Origin of the sequence: Sphingomonas sp. MA1305 (assembly GCF_016107325.1) — a bacterium.
Taxonomy (GTDB): domain Bacteria; phylum Pseudomonadota; class Alphaproteobacteria; order Sphingomonadales; family Sphingomonadaceae; genus Sphingomonas.
The window spans coordinates 205,936-225,223 of the sequence record NZ_RCVT01000003.1 but is presented as its reverse complement, the minus strand read 5'-3'; the positions used below and the strand labels follow the sequence as shown (position 1 = coordinate 225,223).

21 protein-coding genes and 1 pseudogene are annotated in these 19,288 nt (G+C 70.1%); 12 read left to right on the top strand and 10 right to left on the bottom strand.

What is annotated here, in order from left to right:
* Positions 1–44 precede the first annotated feature (44 nt).
* A complete protein-coding gene (locus D9601_RS14015; RefSeq protein WP_198354664.1) occupies positions 45–875 on the bottom strand; it encodes an exonuclease domain-containing protein in 831 nt (276 codons plus the stop codon).
* On the bottom strand, positions 872–1,429 hold the full coding sequence (locus tag D9601_RS14010; protein ID WP_198354663.1) for an alpha-ketoglutarate-dependent dioxygenase AlkB: 558 nt from the start codon (positions 1,427–1,429) through the stop codon (positions 872–874). The genes D9601_RS14015 and D9601_RS14010 overlap by 4 nt, the downstream gene beginning before the upstream one ends.
* Before the next feature lie 239 nt (positions 1,430–1,668).
* Between D9601_RS14010 and D9601_RS14005 the strand changes: the two genes are divergently transcribed.
* The 5 genes from D9601_RS14005 to D9601_RS13985 all read left to right on the top strand — a co-directional run bounded on the left by D9601_RS14005 (position 1,669) and on the right by D9601_RS13985 (position 5,777).
* Positions 1,669–2,136, top strand: coding sequence for a DUF2721 domain-containing protein (locus D9601_RS14005; RefSeq protein ID WP_198354662.1), 468 nt, complete (start codon positions 1,669–1,671; stop codon positions 2,134–2,136).
* On the top strand, positions 2,129–2,746 hold the full coding sequence (locus tag D9601_RS14000; protein ID WP_332838005.1) for a ParB-like protein: 618 nt from the start codon (positions 2,129–2,131) through the stop codon (positions 2,744–2,746). Before D9601_RS14005 ends, D9601_RS14000 begins: the two co-directional genes overlap by 8 nt.
* 63 nt (positions 2,747–2,809) lie before the next feature.
* The gene (locus tag D9601_RS13995) at positions 2,810–3,640 is read left to right on the top strand and encodes an alpha/beta hydrolase (RefSeq protein WP_198354660.1); all 831 of its coding nucleotides are present in this window, start codon (positions 2,810–2,812) and stop codon (positions 3,638–3,640) included.
* On the top strand, positions 3,637–4,851 hold the full coding sequence (kynU, locus tag D9601_RS13990; RefSeq protein ID WP_198354659.1) for a kynureninase: 1,215 nt from the start codon (positions 3,637–3,639) through the stop codon (positions 4,849–4,851). The genes D9601_RS13995 and kynU overlap by 4 nt, the downstream gene beginning before the upstream one ends.
* A gap of 47 nt (positions 4,852–4,898) precedes the next feature.
* A complete protein-coding gene (locus tag D9601_RS13985) occupies positions 4,899–5,777 on the top strand; it encodes a polysaccharide deacetylase family protein (RefSeq protein ID WP_198354658.1) in 879 nt (292 codons plus the stop codon).
* 33 nt (positions 5,778–5,810) lie between these two features.
* Here D9601_RS13985 and D9601_RS13980 read toward each other — a convergent pair whose 3' ends face one another.
* The gene (locus tag D9601_RS13980; protein WP_198354657.1) at positions 5,811–7,214 is read right to left on the bottom strand and encodes an MATE family efflux transporter; all 1,404 of its coding nucleotides are present in this window, start codon (positions 7,212–7,214) and stop codon (positions 5,811–5,813) included.
* Positions 7,215–7,533: 319 nt separating this feature from the next.
* Between D9601_RS13980 and D9601_RS13975 the strand changes: the two genes are divergently transcribed.
* Positions 7,534–8,259, top strand: coding sequence for a CPBP family intramembrane glutamic endopeptidase (locus D9601_RS13975; RefSeq protein ID WP_198354656.1), 726 nt, complete (start codon positions 7,534–7,536; stop codon positions 8,257–8,259).
* Between the two features lie 111 nt (positions 8,260–8,370).
* Positions 8,371–9,075, top strand: a complete 705-nt coding sequence (locus D9601_RS13970) for a RibD family protein (protein ID WP_198354655.1) — start codon at positions 8,371–8,373, stop codon at positions 9,073–9,075.
* Positions 9,076–9,091: 16 nt separating this feature from the next.
* Here the strand turns inward: D9601_RS13970 and D9601_RS13965 are convergent, their stop codons facing one another.
* Together D9601_RS13965 and D9601_RS13960 are read right to left on the bottom strand one after the other, a co-directional pair.
* Positions 9,092–9,742, bottom strand: coding sequence for a UPF0149 family protein (locus tag D9601_RS13965; RefSeq protein ID WP_198354654.1), 651 nt, complete (start codon positions 9,740–9,742; stop codon positions 9,092–9,094).
* Positions 9,739–9,936, bottom strand: a complete 198-nt coding sequence (locus D9601_RS13960; protein ID WP_198354653.1) for a hypothetical protein — start codon at positions 9,934–9,936, stop codon at positions 9,739–9,741. Before D9601_RS13960 ends, D9601_RS13965 begins: the two co-directional genes overlap by 4 nt.
* A gap of 81 nt (positions 9,937–10,017) precedes the next feature.
* On the opposite strand from D9601_RS13960, the gene D9601_RS13955 reads away from it, so the two are divergent.
* Positions 10,018–10,497 carry a YaiI/YqxD family protein gene (locus D9601_RS13955; protein WP_332838004.1) on the top strand — a complete coding sequence of 160 codons (480 nt, stop codon included), beginning with the start codon at positions 10,018–10,020 and terminating at the stop codon, positions 10,495–10,497.
* Positions 10,498–10,513: 16 nt separating this feature from the next.
* On the top strand, positions 10,514–11,167 hold the full coding sequence (locus tag D9601_RS13950) for an FKBP-type peptidyl-prolyl cis-trans isomerase (protein WP_232474217.1): 654 nt from the start codon (positions 10,514–10,516) through the stop codon (positions 11,165–11,167).
* Positions 11,168–11,176: 9 nt separating this feature from the next.
* Here D9601_RS13950 and D9601_RS13945 read toward each other — a convergent pair whose 3' ends face one another.
* On the bottom strand, positions 11,177–12,163 hold the full coding sequence (locus D9601_RS13945) for a glycoside hydrolase family 43 protein (protein WP_198354652.1): 987 nt from the start codon (positions 12,161–12,163) through the stop codon (positions 11,177–11,179).
* 147 nt (positions 12,164–12,310) lie between these two features.
* Here D9601_RS13945 and D9601_RS13940 point away from each other — a divergent pair, with 147 nt between their 5' ends.
* The 3 genes from D9601_RS13940 to D9601_RS13930 all read left to right on the top strand — a co-directional run bounded on the left by D9601_RS13940 (position 12,311) and on the right by D9601_RS13930 (position 15,139).
* On the top strand, positions 12,311–12,889 hold the full coding sequence (locus tag D9601_RS13940; RefSeq protein ID WP_198354651.1) for a DNA-3-methyladenine glycosylase I: 579 nt from the start codon (positions 12,311–12,313) through the stop codon (positions 12,887–12,889).
* Complete coding sequence (locus D9601_RS13935) at positions 12,886–14,250, top strand: MFS transporter (RefSeq protein WP_232474216.1); 1,365 nt, start codon at positions 12,886–12,888, stop codon at positions 14,248–14,250. Before D9601_RS13940 ends, D9601_RS13935 begins: the two co-directional genes overlap by 4 nt.
* Positions 14,251–14,392: 142 nt before the next feature.
* On the top strand, positions 14,393–15,139 hold the full coding sequence (locus D9601_RS13930) for a BPL-N domain-containing protein (RefSeq protein ID WP_198354650.1): 747 nt from the start codon (positions 14,393–14,395) through the stop codon (positions 15,137–15,139).
* A gap of 16 nt (positions 15,140–15,155) precedes the next feature.
* Here the strand turns inward: D9601_RS13930 and D9601_RS13925 are convergent, their stop codons facing one another.
* The 4 genes and pseudogenes from D9601_RS13925 to D9601_RS13910 form a co-directional block, all read right to left on the bottom strand.
* Positions 15,156–15,974 carry a beta-L-arabinofuranosidase domain-containing protein gene (locus D9601_RS13925; RefSeq protein ID WP_198354649.1) on the bottom strand — a complete coding sequence of 273 codons (819 nt, stop codon included), beginning with the start codon at positions 15,972–15,974 and terminating at the stop codon, positions 15,156–15,158.
* 161 nt (positions 15,975–16,135) lie between these two features.
* Positions 16,136–17,149 (bottom strand): annotated as a pseudogene (locus D9601_RS13920) (glycoside hydrolase family 43 protein); the annotation flags it as partial.
* Positions 17,146–18,186: an arabinan endo-1,5-alpha-L-arabinosidase gene (locus D9601_RS13915; protein ID WP_198354647.1), complete on the bottom strand. Its 1,041-nt coding sequence runs from the start codon at positions 18,184–18,186 to the stop codon at positions 17,146–17,148. The gene D9601_RS13915 and the pseudogene D9601_RS13920, both read right to left, overlap by 4 nt.
* Positions 18,183–19,280 (bottom strand): sialidase family protein, encoded by a 1,098-nt coding sequence (locus D9601_RS13910; protein WP_198354646.1) that lies wholly within the window; start codon positions 19,278–19,280, stop codon positions 18,183–18,185. Before D9601_RS13910 ends, D9601_RS13915 begins: the two co-directional genes overlap by 4 nt.
* Positions 19,281–19,288: the final 8 nt, after the last annotated feature.

Genomic DNA, 19,288 nt, shown 5'->3' with positions numbered 1-19,288 from the left:
GACCAGATCCTCGGCGGCGGCGCGTTGCGGGCTGTCCGCCGACGTCAGCCATCCAATCGCCGCCGCAGTTCCTCTTCGGTGAGGATCGCAATCGCGGCGCCGTCGTCACGCAGCGCCGCGGCGCGTCGATAGTCGGCATGGGCGGTGACGAAGCGGCCGAACGGCTGGTCGTCGCCGATCACCAGCAGCGTCGTCGTCGCGCCGACCGAACTCACCACCCGCGCCCCCGCCGCCGCCAGCCGCTGCGCCAGCGGGCCGTCGCGCGTGCCACCGAGCACCACCGCCCGTTCACCCTTCAGCGGGCCAGCCGGGGCAGGCAGCGGTGCCTTGGCCGCGCGTCGGGGCGGCGGCGACAGCCAGCCGGCCAGATCGACGCCGGTCTGCTCGATCGCGCGGACGATCACCATGCCGGCGGCGCGGGCGTCGCTCAACGCGTCATGATGGCGGTGCGGCACACCGAGGAAGGCGGTCAGCGCGTTCAGCCGATGGCTGGGCAGATGCGGCCACGCCCGCTTCGCGACGCGTACGCTGTCGAGCCAGCGCGTCTTGATCGCCGCCAGCTGGTGGATCGTGCAGGCGGCGCCGAGCGCCCCCTTGTCGAACATCGAATGGGCGACGGTGATCCGCCCGGCGAGATGCCCGTCGACCAGCTGATGGATGTCGGCAAAGGTCGGCGCGCCCCGGACGTGGTTGTCGGTGATGCCATGGATACGGACGTTGAACGGCGAGAAATCGTCGCGCGGGTCGACCAATGTCTCATAGGCGAACAGCTCCGCGCCGTCCTTGAAGCCGACGATGCCGATCTGGCAGATGCTGCTGACCCGCGAGCAGGCGGTCTCGACGTCGACGACGACGAAATCGGGCGCGTCCGTCATGCCGCCGCCAGGCTGCGGAAGGTGATCGACCAGCGCCGCCGGGTCAGCGGCGCGATACTGTGTTCCCACAGATGCCGCGCGTCGCCGCCGAGACGATAGGCGCCGCGCGGTGCCAGCGGCACCGACACCCGGTCGAAGCCGGTGCCGCGCCGCCGCCGGAACCGCATCGCCGCCGGCGCGCCCAGCGACAGGCCGACGACGTCGCCGTAGATCGGACGATCGCGATGCCAGCCGATGGCGGCACCGGGATCGTAGCGGATCAGCAACGCCTGGATCAGCGCCGCCGGGTCGAGCCCGGCAAACACCGCGGCGCGCTCGCGGAACGGGTGCAGCCAGTCGGGGATCGGCGGCGCCTCGACCGGCCGGCCGATCGCGAAATCGTAGCTCCAGCCGAACGCGCTGGTCAGCCGCTTGCCCGTCCAGCCTTGGAAGCGGAACGGCGTCAGGTCGGTGGCGTCGATCCGCGCGATCAGCATCCGCTCCTCGTCGGCGTCGATCAGCGCATCCGCCGTGTGGAGGCCGGGCAACAACGGCACATCGAACAGATCGGCCATTGTCGCACCGGCCTCGTGCGCACCCCTAGCGGGCACCGTCGCCATCCCTGGTCATCATCGATGCCCTATCTAGGGTTGCGCAGGGCATACGTCGATGCGGCGGCGGCGCTTATGTGCGGTCGCCGACCTGACGCATTTGTCACGCAACGCCGCCGCCCGCCCGATGGTTGGGCCGATATGGCCTGTTATCCGACGTTATTGCCCCTCTCCCATTCGCTCCGACATCGGGACCCGCGCTAGTGGCGGGATCGCTGGACAATGCCGCGCATGTCATCCAGCTGGCGCTGACCCCCGTCTTCCTGCTCACCGCGGTGGGATCGTTGCTCAACGTCTTCTCGTCGCGGCTCGCCCGCGTCGTCGACCGCGTCCACCAGATGAAGCGCAATGCCGAGTCCGCCGACAGCGCCGAGCTCGCCCGGCTGCGGCTGCGCTCGCAATTCCTCGACGCGGCGGTGCTCGCCGCGGCGGTCGCCGGTGCGCTGACCTGCGGCGCGGCGGCGACGATCTTCTTCGGCGTGCTGCGCGACGCGGCGACGGCCAGCGTCCTGTTCGGCCTGTTCGGCGCGGCCCTGGTGGCGGCGATCGTCGCCCTCACCTGCTTCGCGGCGGAAGTACTGCTGTCGGGACGCGCCGTACGCGCACACATCGACGATGCGCAGCCGACGAGTGAATGCCCAACCCAGCATCAGGAGACGCCCCGTGTCTAAGGACATTCCGATCGGTGTCGCCGTTGCCGACCTACGCCCGACTCAGATGACCGTGGGGCTGCATGAGGTGGCGGCGAAGCGACGACGCTGGCGCGACGCCGACAAGCATGACCGTGCGATCCTGCTGCGCCGCCACGTCCTGCCCGCGGTGATCGGACCCAAGGGCCGTCGCTACATCACCGATCACCACCATTTCGCCCGCGCCCTGCTGGACGAGGGCGCGAAGCACGCCGCCGTCTACGTGCTGGCGGATCTGTCGCATTTGCCGAAGCAGGAATTCTGGACCTTCCTGGACAACAGCGCCTGGTGCCATCCCTATGACGCGGCGGGCAAGCGCCGGCGGCTCGGCGCGATCCCCAAACATCTCTCAGATCTCGCGGACGATCCCTATCGGTCGCTCGCCGGTGCGCTGATCCGGGCGGGTGGCTGCGCCAAGACCAATCGCCCGTTCGCCGAATTTCTCTGGGCCGACCATCTGCGCCGACGCATCGATCCCGTCGATGTGCGGAAGGATTGGGATGCCGCGGTGGACCGCGCGTTGCGTATCGCCCGATCGGACGAGGCGCGCTGCCTGCCCGGCTGGTGCGGCGCCAATCCCGCCGGCCTGTGACGGCGTTGTCGGCGCGATGATGACGAGTGGCGCCAGGTCGCCGGCTGCGCTAGCCCGGCAGCGATGACCGCCACCCTGACCTGGCCCGATCTGACCGGCCGCCCGCGACAGGCGTGCGACGCGACGATCGCCTACGGGCCCGACAGCCTGCAATGCGTCGATCTGTGGCGGCCCGCCGGCCCGGGGCCGCACCCCGTCGTCGTCATGGTCCATGGCGGCTGCTGGCAGACCAGCATCGCCGACCGGCGGCTCATGGACTGGATCGCCGCGGACCTGCGCCTGCAGGGTGTCGCGGTGTGGAACGTCGACTATCGCGGCGTCGACCGCGCCGGCGGTGGCCATCCCGGCACCTTCCTAGACGTCGCCGCGGCGGCCGACCTGCTGCGTACCGCGGCAGCGGCGTACGACCTCGACCTGCGCCGCGTCGTCGCAATCGGCCATTCCGCCGGCGGCCACCTCGCCCTCTGGTTGGCGGCGCGCCCGCGACTACCACGGTCCAGTGCGCTCTACCGGCCGGACCCGCTGCGATTGGACCACGTCATCTGCCTCGGCGGCCTTCCCGACCTGGCGGCGGTGGCGGCCAGTCCCGACAATGGCTGCGGCACGTCCGTCATCGCCGATCTGGTCGGCGATCGTCCGGATCGCTTCGCCGACACATCGATACCGCCGCTGCTGCCGCTCGGCGTCGCGCAGACGTTGGTCAACGGGCGCGAGGATGCGATCGTCCCCTATCGCTTCGCCACCGACTATTGCGAACGGGCGCGGGCGGCCGGCGACGCGGCGGAACTGCTGACGGTGCCCGACACCGGCCATGTCGCGCTGATCACCCCTGGCACCCCCGCCTGGGCCGTCGCCCGCACCGCCATCCTCGACGCCCTGCAAGGACCGTTATGACCCGCGACGACGCGCGCGCGCTCGACCGCGCCGATCCCCTCGCCCGCCACCGCAACGCCTTTGCGCTGCCGGAGGGCGTGATCTATCTCGACGGCAACTCGCTCGGGCCCCTGCCCCGCGCGGTGCCGCCGGCGTTGGACGACACGCTGCAGCGGCAATGGGGCGAGCGGCTGATCCGCAGCTGGAACGAGGGCTGGATCGACGCGCCGCAGCGGCTCGGGGCGGCGATCGCGCCGCTGATCGGCGCCGGTCCGCACGAGGTGATCGTCGGCGACACCACCTCGACCCATTTGTTCAAGGCGATCGTCGCCGCGCTGCGCCGCGATCCGGAGCGCCGCACCGTGGTCAGCGAGGCGGGCAATTTCCCCACCGACCTGCATATTGCGGAGGGCGCGGTCGGCTGCGTCCCCGGTGCGCGGCTGAAGGTGGTGGCGCGCGACGCGCTGGCGGATGCGCTCGACGACGACACCGCGCTGCTGCTGCTGACCCATGTCCATTACAAGACCGCCGAGCGCTTCGACCTCACCGATTGGACCGCCCGCGCCCATGCCGCCGGCGCGCTGGTCCTGTGGGATTTCAGCCATAGCGTCGGCGCGGTGCCGATCGACGTCGCCGCGGCCGGGGTCGATCTGGCGGTCGGCTGCACCTACAAATATCTCAACGGCGGCCCCGGCGCCCCCGCCTTCCTCTACGTCGCCGAACGCTGGCAGGCGGCGCTGGCCAATCCGGTCAGTGGCTGGATGGGCCATGCCGAACCCTTCGCCTTCGAGGACGGCTACCGCCCCGCCGCGGGGATGCGCCGCTGGCTGGTCGGCACGCCGTCGATCCTGGCGATGGCGAGCCTGGAGGCGGCGCTGGCGATCTGGGCGGACGTCGACCAGGCGGCGCTCGCCAGGAAAAGTGCCGCGCTGTTCGCCATCCTGGCCGAAGCCGGCGCCGCCGCCGGCCTCCCCTGTATCACCCCCGCCGATCCGGCGGCGCGCGGCAGCCACATCAGCTTCCGCCACCCGCAGGCCTATGCGGTGACCCAGGCGCTGATCGCGCGCGGGGTGATCGGCGATTTCCGCGCGCCCGACGTGCTGCGCCTCGGCCTCACGCCGCTCTATCTGTCCCATGAAGACGTCTGGCGGGCGGGCGAGCTGCTGCGCACGGTGATCGCCGACGCGGCATGGCGCGATCCCGCCTACGCCACCCGGCTCGCCGTTACCTGAGCGCGCCGCCGGCGGCTCCCGACGCCGCCTCGCGCGTTGGGCGGCGGATGAGCCACAGTCACGACCGCTACGCCTATCGTCCGATCGTCGATCGCCCCGTCTACGACTGGCCGGAGGGGCGGCGGCTCGCCATCTATCTCGGCGTCAATTACGAGGTGTTCCAGTTCGGCAGCGGCCTTGGCGCACAGCTGGCGCCGGCGCAAACCGAGCCGGACGTGATGAACTATGCCTGGCGCAACTATGGCAATCGGGTCGGCGCCTGGCGCTTCTTCGACCTGTTCGACCGGCTGTCGCTGCCCACCACCGCGCTGATCAACGCCGATGTCCTCGACGCCTGCCCCGGGCTGGCGGAGGCGTGCCGCGACCGTGGCGATGAGATCGCCGCCCACGGCGCCAGCAACGCCGTCGCGCAGGGCCAATTGTCGCACCGGCGCGAGGATCATCTGATCGCCGACGTCACCACGCGGCTGGCGGCGCTCGGCGTCACCCCGACCGGCTGGCTCGGCCCGTGGATCTCCGAAACGCACGGCACGCCCGACCTGCTCGCCAAGCACGGCTATCGCTATGTGCTCGACTGGGCGCACGACGATCAGCCGACGCGCCTGTCGACCCGCCACGGCGGCCTGCTATCGATACCCTATTCGCAGGAGATCAACGACATACCGGCAATCATCGGCCGCCATCAGGAGGCCGAGACCTTCGCCGGCATGATCCGCGCCGCGGTCGAGCAGCTGCTGTCCGAATGCGACCGCCGGCCGCTCGTCCTCGGCATCGCGCTCCATCCCTATATCATGGGACAGGCGCATCGCATGCCGGCGCTCGCCCGCGTGCTGACCGAGCTGCGCGAGGCCGGCGATCCGCGCATCTGGTGGACCACCGCCGGCGCCATCGCCGATCATGTCGAGGCGCACCAGCTCGCCGTCTGAGCCGATCGCGGCGAAACGCTCGACGGCAAATGCTCAGCACGACGGCAACAGGCCGATCCGCGCCCGCGCCCGCCAGCGCATCGTCAGCAGCAGCGCGACGACCAGCAGTCCCGCCGCCAGTCCCCACCACACGCCGGTGCCGGCCAGCGGCGTCGCGAAGCCGAGCGCCACCGAACTGCCGAAGCCGATCACCCAATAGCCGAAGGCGGCGATCAGCATCGGCACGCGCGTGTCCTGCAGCCCGCGCAGCACGCCGGCCGCGACCGCTTGCGCCCCGTCGGCGAGCTGGAATACCGCGGCCACCGCCAGGAAGCGGATCGCCAGCGTCACCACCGCGGCATTGGCCGGCGCCTCCGTGTCGAGGTAGATGCCGATCAGGGCGCGTGGCGCGATCCAGATCGTCGCCGCGGTTACCGCCATGACGCCGATGCCCAGCGCCAGCGCGACATTGCCCGCCCGCGCGATCCACCGCCGGTCGCCCGCACCATAGGCCAGACCGACGCGGATCGTCGCCGCTTGGGCGATGCCGAACGGCAGCTGGAAGGCGAAGGCGGCGATGTTGAGCGCGATGGCATGCGCGGCGACGTCGGTGACGCCGATCAGCCCCATCAGCAGCGCCGCGCCGCCGAACAGCCCGCCCTCCAGCATCCAGGTCGCCATGATCGGGGCGCCGATCCGGCCGATGTCGCCTGCCCTCGCCCAGTCGATCGTCCACCACCGCCCGAACAGGTGATAGCGGCGCAGCCGCGGGTCGCGCAGCAGGATCACGACATAGGCCAGCGCCATCACCGCGAAGCTGACCAGATTGGCGATCGCCGATCCGACCAGGCCGAGCGCCGGCGCAGGCCCATGGCCGAAGATCAGCATCCAGTTGCCGACGATGTCGACCAGCAGCGCCAGTCCGGTGGCGAGGAACGCCCAGCCCGGCCGGCCCAGCGCCGCTGCCGTCGTCCGCATCACCCCGGCCGCGACGGCGAGCGGCACCGCGGCGAGCAGCACCATCAGGAAACCGCCGGCGCGCCGCGCCACCTCGGCATCCTGCCCCGCCAGGCGCAGCAGCGCCTCGCCCTGCCACAGCAGCAGCATCACCGGCACCGACCCGGCGATGCCGACCCACAGCGCCATGCGGACGCTGCGGCGCACCGCCCGCACCGCATGCGCCTTGCGCCCGCGCTCCGCCGCGATCAGCGGCGCCGCCGCGCTGGTCAGGCCGATCAGCGCATAGCTCAGCAGGTTGAACAGAAAGGCGGCGAGCGTCGCCGCGGCGAGGTCGACCGCACCGAGCCGCGCGACGAAAACCACGTCGACCGCGGCGATCGCCATCTGCAGCAGATTGGCGCCGACCAATGGACCGGCCAGCGCGAGCAGCGCCCGCCCCTCGGCAGCGGCGGACGACGGCGACGTGGCGACCAGCGACGGGGTGGCGGGGACTTCCATGGCCCGTCCCATACAGCAAAGCGCCGCCCCGCCGACCGTCTTCGTGACGCGCCGGCATCGTCGCTGGCCGACTGGGCATCGCAAAGCTCACGTTTGCGGTGTGCGGCGTCTAACGGGAGGATTCTCGCCCACGGCGGCCCGCGGCGCCCAAGGGTAAATGTCTCATCTTTCACGCGGCTTGGAGAAAGCGCAGTGGCTGTTCTCACCGAATAGCGGACAATCCTGTTTCGGGAAAAGAGACCGCCTGTTCCCCGGGACGAAGAGGTGTGTTATACGAACAATACGGCTGTAATCTGTCGGTCGTGCTTTGGAGCTCGCGATGGATAAGAATGAGATGCGACCGGGAGGTACCCAGGCGGTTCAGGCCGGAATAGCCTTGCAGCTCGTGATCTTTCTTGTCGCAGCAGCCATCCTCATACCTGCGCTGACCCCGGGCAGCGTGGTGGCTGGGGGTCTTTTGATCAAAGTCCTCTTCCTCGCTCGAATAGCTGCGCTCGTGGCACTCGCTGATTGGATGTTGCGCAGGCAATCCCTGAAATGGTCGGATGTAGGCCTTCATCGACCCGCGTGGCAGCGCTTCCTGCTTGCGCTGCTGATAGGGGCCGTAATGACGTTCGTGTCCTCTGCGGCAGCGCGAAACGTTATCATCTACTTCGGATTGCCTGCCCCTAACTATTCCGCTTTCGCACCAATCAAGGGTAATTTCGGCGAGTATCTGTACTGGGCCGTCCCCGTTACGCTAGTCTCGGCTGCATTCGGTGAGAAATTGATCTTCAGAGGTTTCGTCACGGACGCACTTCGCAGGCTCCTCGGGGAAACATGCGTCGCAGGGCCCTTTGCCGCCCTCTTGCTTCAAGCCGTGATCTTCGGAGCGCTCCATTTCTACCAAGGCGCAGGCGGCATGATCGCAGCGGGCCTCACCGGCTTCGCTCTCGGAACGACCTGGCTCATCGCCAGGCGAAATCTTTGGGCGGGGATCGTTCTTCATGCATTTTTGGATGGGACTGCGATGACTGCCATCTATCTTGGCTATGTTGGGCCCTGATTTACACTGCAGAGGGCAAAGCTGATGAGTCCGACCGGGGACGGTGCGGCGGGACCCGGCACGGCCGGTCGGCGTTGACGCGCGATCCCCCAGCCGCAGGAGCGCACCGCCATGTCCGACCGTCCCCGCATCATCGGTGTCATGACCGCATCGCTCGACGGCGGCCTGCACCCCAGCCGCTATACCGACAGTCCGGACGGCACGGTCGAGGATTGGACCGCCGCCTACGAACAGCTCCATGACCGGCTCGACGCGGACGCCTGGATCGTCGGGCGGGTGACCATGGCCGAGATGGCAAAGGGCGATCCCCGGCCGGCGCGCGCAGGCACCCGCCCGCCGCGCCCGTCGCTGTTCCAGGCGCGCGATGCCCGCCCCTTCGCGATCGCGATCGACCGCAGCGGCAAGCTGCATTTCGCCAAGGGCGACGTCGGCGGCGACCATGTCGTCGTATTGCTCGGCCAGGGGGTCGACGACGCCCATCTTGCCGAACTCGCCGCCAACGGCGTCTCCTACCTCGTGGCGGACGGCGACGACATCGACCTCGCCGACGCGCTGGGCACGTTGCGCCGCGAACTCGGCATCGCGACGCTGCTGCTCGAAGGTGGCGCCGGCATCAACGGCACCTTCTTCGCCGCCGGGCTGGTCGACGAATTCCACGTGGTCATCGCGCCCGCCCTCGACGGCGGCGACGACGCCGAACGGATCGTCGCGGCCGGCGACGGGCTGAAAGGCAAAACGACGCTGTCGCTGGTCGATTGCGAGCGGCTCGCCGGCGGCGCCGTCCACCTGCATTACGCGGTGCGCAAGCCGGGCTGAGGCTCGCCCGCGCCGCTCAGCCGCAGCAGCGTTTGTGTTTCCGGCCCGAACCGCACGGGCAGGGATCGTTGCGGCCGACCTTCGCCGCCGGGGCGGCCCTCGCGGATTGGGCGGCAGCTTGCGGCAGGGCGGCATGGAGCACCTGCACCGCCGCCTTCAGTTCGGCGACGGCATGCTCCTGCAGCGCGTTGATCGCGACGCTGTCCAGCTCGCTCTCCTCGCGCGCCACCGCGATCAGCGTCTCCAGCCCGGCCACCGCCGTCGCCGTGCGCGGCTGGTCGGCCATCGTCTCCCACAGCTCCGGGCGCAGTGCGATCGCCTCGGCGAAGCCATGGATCCAATCATCCCACAGCGGCTCGCCGTCGCGCTCGTCGACGTCGATGATCGGCTGCAACCGCCCGCGTGCGAGGTCGCGGACGATCTCGTCGCGCCGCGCCGCCACCGCGCCGGCGAACCATTGCACGTCGAGCGGGTCGTCGAATGCCGGGATGCCGTCGGTCTCCGGCCCCCAGATCACCGCCATCCATTCGATCGCCGGTATCGCCGCCGGCAGCACCGACAGGCCGGTCAGGAAGCCGTCGAGTTCGGTCAGCAGCATCGGCTCCTCGACCGGCAGGTCGGCGAGCGCGCCGTCCAGCCGGCGGAAGCGCGACGGCAGCGCCCTCACAGGCTGATGTTGCGGCGGCGCATCTCCGCCGCCGTGATGTCGCGCAGCGGGGTCGGCGCGCCGGCCGCGAAGATGTCGGCCAGGTCGAGCAGATCCTCATCGGCCAAGGCGATCACCGACGCCTCGATCGCGGCGAGCCGGTCGAGCGCGCGGGCCGTTGCCGCTGCCCGGCGTCTGGTGCGTAATGTCAGCATCGCCCCTCGCTAGCAGGATCGCCCGGCTTTGACAGCGCCGCAGATTAGGCCGGCACGCGCAAATATGGCACAGCGGCATGCGTGACCGTGCCCTCCCCTGCCCCCGTCCGGATCCTCGTCGATGCCGACGCCTGCCCCGTCAAGGACGAGATCTATCGCGTCGCCTACCGGCTGGAGGTGCCGGTGACGGTCGTCAGCAACGCCTTTCTGCGCGTGCCGGCGCATCCGCTGATCAGCCGGATCACCGTCGACGACGGCTTCGACGCCGCCGACGACTGGATCGCGGAACGCGCCGGCCCTGCGTCGGTGGTGATCACCGCCGACATATTGCTTGCCGACCGTTGCCTGAAGGCGGGGGCGACGGTGGTCGCGCCGAACGGCCGCCCCTTCACCACCAGCTCGATCGGCAATGCCATCGCGGTGCGCGCGATCATGGCCGATCTGCGCGCCGGCGGCGACCGCATCGGCGGGCCGCCGCCGTTCGGCAAGGAGGATCGCTCGCGCTTCCTGTCGGCGCTTGACGCCGCGCTGACCCGGCTGATCCGCCAGGCGCCACGCTGACCGGCGCCGACGGCGCTTGATCTCGCCCGCCGAGGCCGATTACGGCGCGGCGATGCGCCATATCGCCCCCGCCCCGCTCGCCCTGATCCTCGCCGCCCTGCCGCTGACCGCCGCCCCGGCGCAGGTCAAGGCGCCGCGCCCCCGCGCCGCGGTCCGCACCGCCACCCCGGCGCGCACCGCCGCCCCGGCGCCCGCCGACACGACGATCATCCCACTGCCGCTGCAGCCGATCGTGCCGGCGGCGCAGCGCAGCTGCATGGCGCGGACCGCGACCGGCCTCGGCTATACGATGCTGCGCCCGGCGACCGGGGCGAAGCCGGCCGCCGACGCGACGGTGCTGGTCAACTATATCGGCTATCTCGCCGCGACCGGCGCGGTGTTCGACCAGAACACCCAGACGCCGATGCCGGTCGCCGATGTCATCCCCGGCTTCTCGCAGGGGTTGCAGATGGTCGGCCGCGGCGGCGTGATCCGGCTCTGCATCCCCGCCGCGCTCGGCTATGGCGCCCGCGTCTCGGGCCCGATCCCCGCCAATTCCGACCTCGTTTTCCAGGTTGAGCTGCTCGACTTCAAGACCGCGGCGGAGATCGACGCGATGCGCAAGGCCGCATCCCCCGATGCCGCGCCCGCCGCGTCGGCGACGCCGGCGCCCGCCACGCCGAAACCCTGATTCTCTCCGTCACCGGCCGGTCATCACCACCGGCCGGATCGTGCCGTCCGCGTTGAAATAGAGCCGGTCGACCGCCAGCACGCGGTGGTCGCCCTTGGTCTCGCTCAGCGGCCGGCGGTGATAGGCGATCCACCAGCGGTCGCTGCCCGGTTCGCGGATCGCCGAATGGTGCCCCGCCCCGCGCGCGACCCGGTCGTCCTGCGCCAAGATCGTGCCGCGCACGGTGAAGGGGCCGAGTGCGCTCGGCCCGGTGGCATAAGCGACGCGATAGTCCGGGCCGGTCCAGCCGCCTTCCGACCACATCAGATAATAGATGCCGCGCCGCTTGATGAGGAACGAGCCCTCGACATAGCCGGGCGGCGTGATCTCGCGATAGGTCGTGCCGTCGGCGAACGGGCGCAGGCTTTTCAGGTCGGGGGCGAGCCGCACGACGTTGAGATGCCCCCAGCCGCCGTAATAGAGGTAGAGCTGGCCGTTGTCGTCGCGAAAGGCGAACTGGTCGATCGGCTGCGCGCCATGGTGGATGCCGCCGATCAGCGGCTTGCCGATCAGATCGCGGAACGGCCCCTGCGGCCGGTCGGCGACCGCGACGCCGATCCCGCCGATCTCACCCTCGTGCACGTCGTTGGCGCCGAAGAACAGGTAATAGCGCCCGTTGGCGCGGATCGCCGACGGTGCCCAGATCGCATAGGCGGCCCAATCGACCCCGGTCGTGTCGAGGATGCGCGGATGCCGCGTCCAATGGACCAGATCGGGCGAGGAAAAGGCGTCCAGATAGGTCTGGGTCAGGAAGGCGGGGCGGATGTTCGGCGCGGCGCGCATTCGCCGCTGCGCCGCGTTCAGCCGCGGCGCGGGCGCATCCGCCGGTGCCTCTGACGTCGTCGGGTATATCCAATATTGTCCGCCGAAGCGGCGGATCTCGGGATCGGCATACCAGCCGGGCACGATCGGATTGTGCGGCACGGCGGCGGGGCCGGCGGCGCCGATCAATAACATGGTTAACGCGGCGAAAAGGCGCTTTGCCCGGCGGTCCAAGGTCATGTGCTTGATCTGCCAAGACTTTGCCGGCACCGCAACCGATCCCCCTGGCGCTGCGGCCGCGCGGCCATCGACAGACCGGCCGAAGCCGGGCATCCCCCCGCCATGGTCAGCCCCTCTCCCGCCGCGCCCGTCCACCGCTGCCGCTGGGCGCAGGGCGATCCCCTGCTCGCCGCCTATCACGATCGCGAATGGGGCGTGCCCGAATATGACAGCCGCGCCTTGTGGGAAAAGCTGATGCTCGACGGCTTCCAGGCCGGGCTCGCCTGGATCACCATCCTGCGCAAGCGGGACGCCTTTCGCGCGACCTTTGCGAACTTTCAGCCCGACCGGGTCGCCCGCTTCGACCAGGACGACGTCGCGCGACTGCTCGCCGACCCCGGCATCGTCCGCTCCCGCGCCAAGATCGAGGCGACGATCGGCAATGCCCGCGCCTATCGCGCCATGCAGGCGGCCGGCGAGGACTTTGCGGCTTTCGTCTGGAGCTTCGTCGGCGGCGCACCGCAGGTCGGCGACGGCCATGGCCAGCGTACCCGCTCGCCGGAATCGGAGGCGCTGTCCGCCGCGCTGAAGGCCCGCGGCTTCAAATTCGTCGGCCCGGTCATCGTCTACGCCTGGATGCAGGCCTGCGGGCTGGTCGACGATCACGAGGCAGGCTGCTTCCGCCGGCATGCCGCGGCATGAGCGGGGACGAGCGGCGCGCGGTCGCGCATCCCGCCGGCACCATCGCCGCGACGATGCTGGCATCCAGCCTCGCCTTCATCGACGGGTCGGTGACCAATGTCGCTTTGCCTGCGATCGGCCGCGAGCTCGGCGGCGGGGCGGGCCATCTGCCCTGGGTGATCAACGCCTATCTGCTGCCGCTGTCCGCCCTGCTGCTGATCGGCGGCGCGGCGGGCGACCATCTCGGCCGGCGGCGGATGCTGATCGTCGGCATCCTGCTGTTCGCTGACGCCTCGATCGGCTGCGCGCTCGCCCCCGACCTGACTGTACTGCTCGCCTCGCGCGCGCTGCAGGGGATCGGCGCGGCGATCCTGATGCCGAACAGCCTCGGCATCCTCGGCAGCAGCTTCACCGGCGAGGCACGCGGTCGCGCCGTCGGCACCTGGGCGGCGGCCGGCGCGATCGCCAGCGCGGTCGGCCCGCCGCTCGGCGGCTGGCTGGTCGACACGCTCGGCTGGCGTGCGATCTTCTACGTCAATTTGCCGGTCGCCGCGGCGGCGGTCGCCGTCGCCATCGCCTATGTCCGCGAAAGCGAGACGGAGGCGCAGCCGCTCGATTGGCTCGGTGCGATGCTTGCCACCGCCGCCCTCGGCGGGCTGACCTGGGCGCTGACGCTGTGGTCGAGCCGCCACGCCGCCTCGCCGGCGATCTGGACCGGACTGGCCGGTGGCCTGCTGCTGCTCGCACTGTTCGTCTGGCACGAGGTGCGGCGCGGCGACCGGGCGATGATGCCGGTCGCGCTGTTCGCCTCGCGCCCGTTCGTCGGACTGACCCTGCTGACGCTGCTGCTCTACGGCGCGCTCGGCGGACTGCTGGTGCTGCTGCCCTATCTGCTGATCGTCGCCGGCGGCTATAGTCCGACCCAGGCGGGGCTGGCGCTGCTGCCCTTCTCCATCGTGATCGGCACGGTGTCGCGCCTGGTCGGTCGGCTCAGCGAGCGCATCGGGCCGCGCTGGCCGCTGTCGATCGGGCCGGTCGTCGTCGGCGCCGGCTTCGCGCTGCTCGCCCGCGCCGATCCGCAGGCGAGCTATTGGACGGGCGTGCTGCCCGGCATGGCGGTCGTCGCGCTCGGCATGGCGGGGGCCGTCGCGCCGTTGACGACGGCAGTGCTCTCCGCAGTCGACGCGCGCCACACCGGCACCGCCTCCGGCTTCAACAGCGCGATCGCCCGGACCGGCGGCCTGATCGCGACGGCGCTGGCCGGCGCCGTGATCGCGGTGCCCGCCGCCGCGATCACCGGCGCCTTCCACCTCGCTGCGCTGGCCGCCGCCGGCTGTGCGGTCGCGGCGGGCGTGACCGCCTTCCTGACGCTCGAGCGCTGACGGGGCCGCGCCCAGCCGGGGTTGGTCCGCCGCGACGCTGATCCCGGCCGACGGAACGATCCGCGCCGTCGCGACTTCCACCCCGCGGACGCGACACACTGCGTCCGCCATTCGATGTTCGACCATCGAGCGAGCAGGAACCATGAAGTCTGTGATCGCCCTTGCGGCGCTGACGGCGTTTGTCAGCGCAACTTCTTCCGCGTCGGCGATCCGCGCGGACGACGCGATCGTGCCGGTCGCGATCTACCGCGGTCCTGCTGCCTGCGACGACTGCCCGGAGGCGCTGGCGCGCGCGATCACCCGGGTCAGTCCACGCTACCGCGTGACCTTCGTCGGCCCGAACGAACGTCAGGACATCAGCTACGCCGGCTTGCGGCGCTTCAGGATCTACGTTCAGCCAGGCGGCGGCCAGGACATCGCGGCTGCCCTTGCCCAGCTGGGGCCGCAGCGGGTGCAGGCGATCCGCCGCTTCGTGATGGACGGCGGCAATTACCTGGGGCTGTGCATGGGCGCCTATCTCGCCGACCGCAGCAATATCGGTCTGATCGACGATCAGCTCGACAGCGAGGTGCGTCGCCCCGGCTCATCCGCCGCCGATGAGGACGATACGGCGGTGCCGGTCCGCTGGGGCGGCCAGGTGCAGACGCTCTATTATCAGGATGGGCCCTTCTTTCCGGCGCATGCCGATGGCCGCGGCTTTCGCCAGCTCGCCGCCTATCGCAACGGCGATGTCGCGGCCGCGCATTATCGCGCCGGCTCCGGCAGCGTCGTGCTCAGCGGCCCGCATCCGGAAGCCGATGCCTCCTGGTTCGCCGACGCCGACCTGCCCCGCACGATGATGCCGGCCGGCGCGCCGATCAAAACGTTACTCGACCAGTTCGCGCTGTAGCGACCGGCGGCGTCCCCTAGACGACCGCCTGATACAGGCGGGTCGGGATGGCGGGCGGTACTGCGGTGAAGGGCAGGAAGGCCTTTGGCCCGCTGTCGGTCGCGACCGTCCACGCCGCCCTGTCGCCGACCTGCCGTGCGCCGGTCAGCTCGGCCCGGCGGAACGGCACCAATTGCTCGCCGGTCTGGAACAGCGCCAGCGGCCCACGCATCAGCGCCACCCGATCGAGCGTCTGCGCATCCACCGCCTCCAGCCGCAGCGGCATGGCGCAAGCAAGCTCGACGGTATCGCCGCTCGACCAAATTCGGTCGATGGCGGCGAACCGGCCCGGCTGCACGGCGACCCCGGCCGGACGCCCGTTGACCAACATCGTCGTCCCGCTCGTTGCCCAGCCGGGTATGCGCAGGCGGATGGCGAAGCGGCGCGGTCGTGCCAGGGCGACGGCGATGCGCGTGCGCGGCGATGCCGGATAGTCGGTCTGCTGGGTCAGGGTCACGCCGTCCCATCGCACCACCGACGGCAGATAGAAATTGACGTAGATGCCCTGCGCATCGTGGAAATAGCTGCTGATGTTATAGTCGGCCGCCAATTGCCCGATCGTTCCCGAACAGCACGGGCATTGGTATTCGAAATAGGTCTTGGTCCCGAGGTCGTTGTAATCGGCATAATAAAAAGCAGTGCCGTTCGGCTTCAGCGGCAGCACGCCGAGCGCGACATTGTGGAGCAGCCGTTCCATCGCATCGCCCCAATGGCTCTCGCCCGTCGCGGCGATGAGATAGCGGGCCGCCTTGAAATGGCCGTAGCTGCCGCACGGCGCCTCGAAACTCTGGTGCATGGTCGATAGCGATCGGCCGCCCTACCGCGCCCCGCCGCACTGGCGATCGCCAGCGCTCCGCCCGCCGCCAGCAACCCGCGCCGGTTACTCGCCATCACCTGCATCGCATACTTCCCCCCCACTCGGTCGCCGCCGCATGGTCGGCCTCAGACCACCTCTCCGGGAACACCGAAATCGGGCGTGCCATCCGGCCGGTAGCGGAAGTATTTCGCACGGGTGTGACGGTTCGGGTCGAATAGCGGATCACCGACGATCTTGTCGTAATCCCGCGCGTGGTAGATCAGCACGTCGCGCCCCGCATGATCGACGGTGAAGCTGTTGTGACCGGGTCCGTAGCGATGATGGGCGGCCGAGGTCTGGAAGACCGGCTGCTGCGACTTGGTCCAGCTCGCCGGGTCCATGATGTCGCTGGCGGCGTCGGCGGTCAGCATACCCAGGCAATAGCGCGAGTCCGTAGCGCTCGCCGAATAGGTCAGGAACAGCTTGCCGCCATGTGCGAGCAGCGCCGGCGCCTCCGCCACCTTGTAGCCGCGCACCTCCCACGGCAGCGTCGGCACGGTTAGCCGGGCGGGCCGCGCCGCCAGCGTCAGCGGGGTGGCGAGCGGCGCAAGGTAGATGTTGCTGTTGGTGTCGATCCCCGGTTCGCGCTGCGCCCAGGCGAGATAGCGCGTGCCACGATGCACGAAGCTGGTCGAATCCAGCGTGAAGCTGTCCCACGGCGTCTGCAGCTGGCCGAGCTCGGACCAGCGGCCGGTCATCGGATCGCGGCCGTCACAGCTTAGGGCAAAGGTCCGGATGCGGAAGACGTCGGCACCGCCGCCGCTCGGCCCGGCGGCGAAATACATGATCCACTGGCCGTCGATCAGGTGCAGTTCCGGCGCCCAGATGAACCCCGACATCGGCCCGCTCGCCGGATGCCGCCACAGCACCGTCTCCTTGGCTGTCGCTAGTCCGGCGATCGACCGCGCGCGGCGCAGCACCAACCGGTCGTATTCGGGAACGGAGCCGGTCATGTAATACCAGCCGTCGCTATGACGGAAGACCTGGGCGTCGGCGCGCTGGCGGACCAATGGATCGGGAAAGCGCTCGCGGGGCGGCGGCGTCGCGGCGAAGCCAGGACCGGCCAGCAGCGTCAGCGCGCCGGCCACGAATAGGCGGCGTCCGGTATCGGTCATTGTGGCTCTCCCTCGTTGCTGGCGACCGGCCAGCCGTCCGCCCCCCAGCGCAACCGCGCCAGCCGTAGGGTCGGCACGCCGCCATGGTCGCGGTCATAGGCGTGATAGACAATATAGTCGGTGCCGTCGGCATCGCGGGTGTGGCCGACATGCCCCGGCCCGCGAAACCTTTGTTTCTCCTGCAGGTCGGCGCGCAGCAGGATCGTGCCGCCGCCGGCCATCATCGCGCTGCCGTCCTTGCCGCGATAGGGCCCCTCGACCCGGCGCGAGCGGCCGATGACGCTGTAATAGGTGCTGTTCACGCCCTTGCAGCAATAATCGTAGGATGCGATCAGCCAGTACCAGCCGTCGTGTTCGAAGATGTAGGGCGCCTCGACGATCGACGGCGCGCCGGCCGGGACCGGCCGGCGTGCGATGGCGATCGGCCTGGCGCCGGGATCGAGCAGCTTGCCGGTGCGCGGATTGAGCCGGAACAGCTTCAGCCCGGTCCAGAAACTGCCGAGCGACAGCCATTGCCGCCCCTTCGCATCGGCAAGGAAGGCCGGATCGATCGCGTTGTAATCGTCCGTCGGCGTCGACATCAGCACCATGCCTTCATCATGCCAGCCGAAATCGGGCGATGCCGGGTCGAGGCTGCGGCTGGTGGCGAGGCCAATCGCCGACCGGTTCGAGCCGAAGGTCGAAACCGCGTAATAGAGGCGGTATTGGCCATCGACATAGCTGATGTCCGGCGCCCACATGTTCTTCGCGCCCGGGATCGTCCGGCTCGTCCAGGCGGGCAACGCGGTGAACGGCGGCCGTTCCCGCTCCCAGTGGAGTCGGTCGCGGGAATGGCGGGCCGACAGCAGCCCCTGCCCCTCCGCGCCGATCCCAGTGGAAAAGACGTGATAGCCGTCGTTGGCGTGAATGATCACCGGATCGTGCACCGGCGCGACGTCCCCGGTCAGTGGCAGCGACGGCGTCTGCGCGAGGGCGGCGAGCGCGACGCCACCACCGATGACGATGGCGACATGCGCAATGCGGCGCACGACTGTCATCGCAGCACTCCCTTCCCAAAATAGGCCCGGCACCGATGCTGCGCGTCGTAGGCGGAGGCGATCATCATCAGCGTTCGCCCATCGTCACGGGGTATGAGCATGCTGGCATAGTTCGGACAGTAATTGTCATATGCATCGGTCACCGGTACCGGCGCCGCGATCGGCCGCCACGCGCCGCCGGTGCCACGCCGTTCCAGCACGACCCGGCCGTTCAGCGGCGAGATGCTGCCGTCCGCTTGATAGACCATCTGGCCGACGACCAGCAGCCGGTCGCCGCTGACCGCGACGGTCGGCGCATGCGCCAGATACTCTCCGGGGGCGGTCTGGATGCGCGCCCCCGGATCGCCGGGGTCGCCATAGTCCCAGCCGTCCCGCGAGTAGCGGATATGGACGGCGCAGCGATCGGGGCCGCAGATCTCATAAGTCATCGCGGTCCGCCCGTCGGCCAGCCGCGCGGTCGTCGCCATGCCGGGCCGGTCCGCCTGCCGATGCCCGCGGACGAGATCACCGACATCGCGCCAGTCGAGCCCGTCATAGCTGCGCGCGCGACGCAGCCGCTGGCTGCAGCATGGATCGGTCTCGTCCGACCAGAAGACGACCAGAGCACCGTCGCGTGCGACGTCGAATTGCGGCTCCCACACGCCTGTGCCGATCGGCCCGCCCGCCGCGACTTCGCTATGCGGCCGCCAATGCACTCCGTCTTCGCTCCGATAGACGCGGATCGTTGTGCGCGGGCCGAGATGGTAGGTCGCCGCATAGAGGAAGCTGCCCGCCGCGAGATCGCCGACGCGGTGCGGCAACTCGTACAGGACGCCGCAGCAGCGTTCCGTCGTTCCCGGCGGCGCGGGGATCGCGCCGACCGGCGTCCAGCTGCGCCCCTCGTCGCTGCTGGCGACGATGCCGGCCAGCGTCGCCAGCAGCAATTGCCCTTTCAGCCGCGCATTGTGCCGCACTACGAACGCGCGTGGATACAGCGTCGCGCCGGGGATCACGCTTGGGCCGTTCGCCGTGTCGGCGGATGGCGTCGCCGCGGTGGCGGCGACCGGCAGGCCGAACGCGACGGCAGCCGCCCTCAGCCAGGATGCCGGCCACATCGCCATAC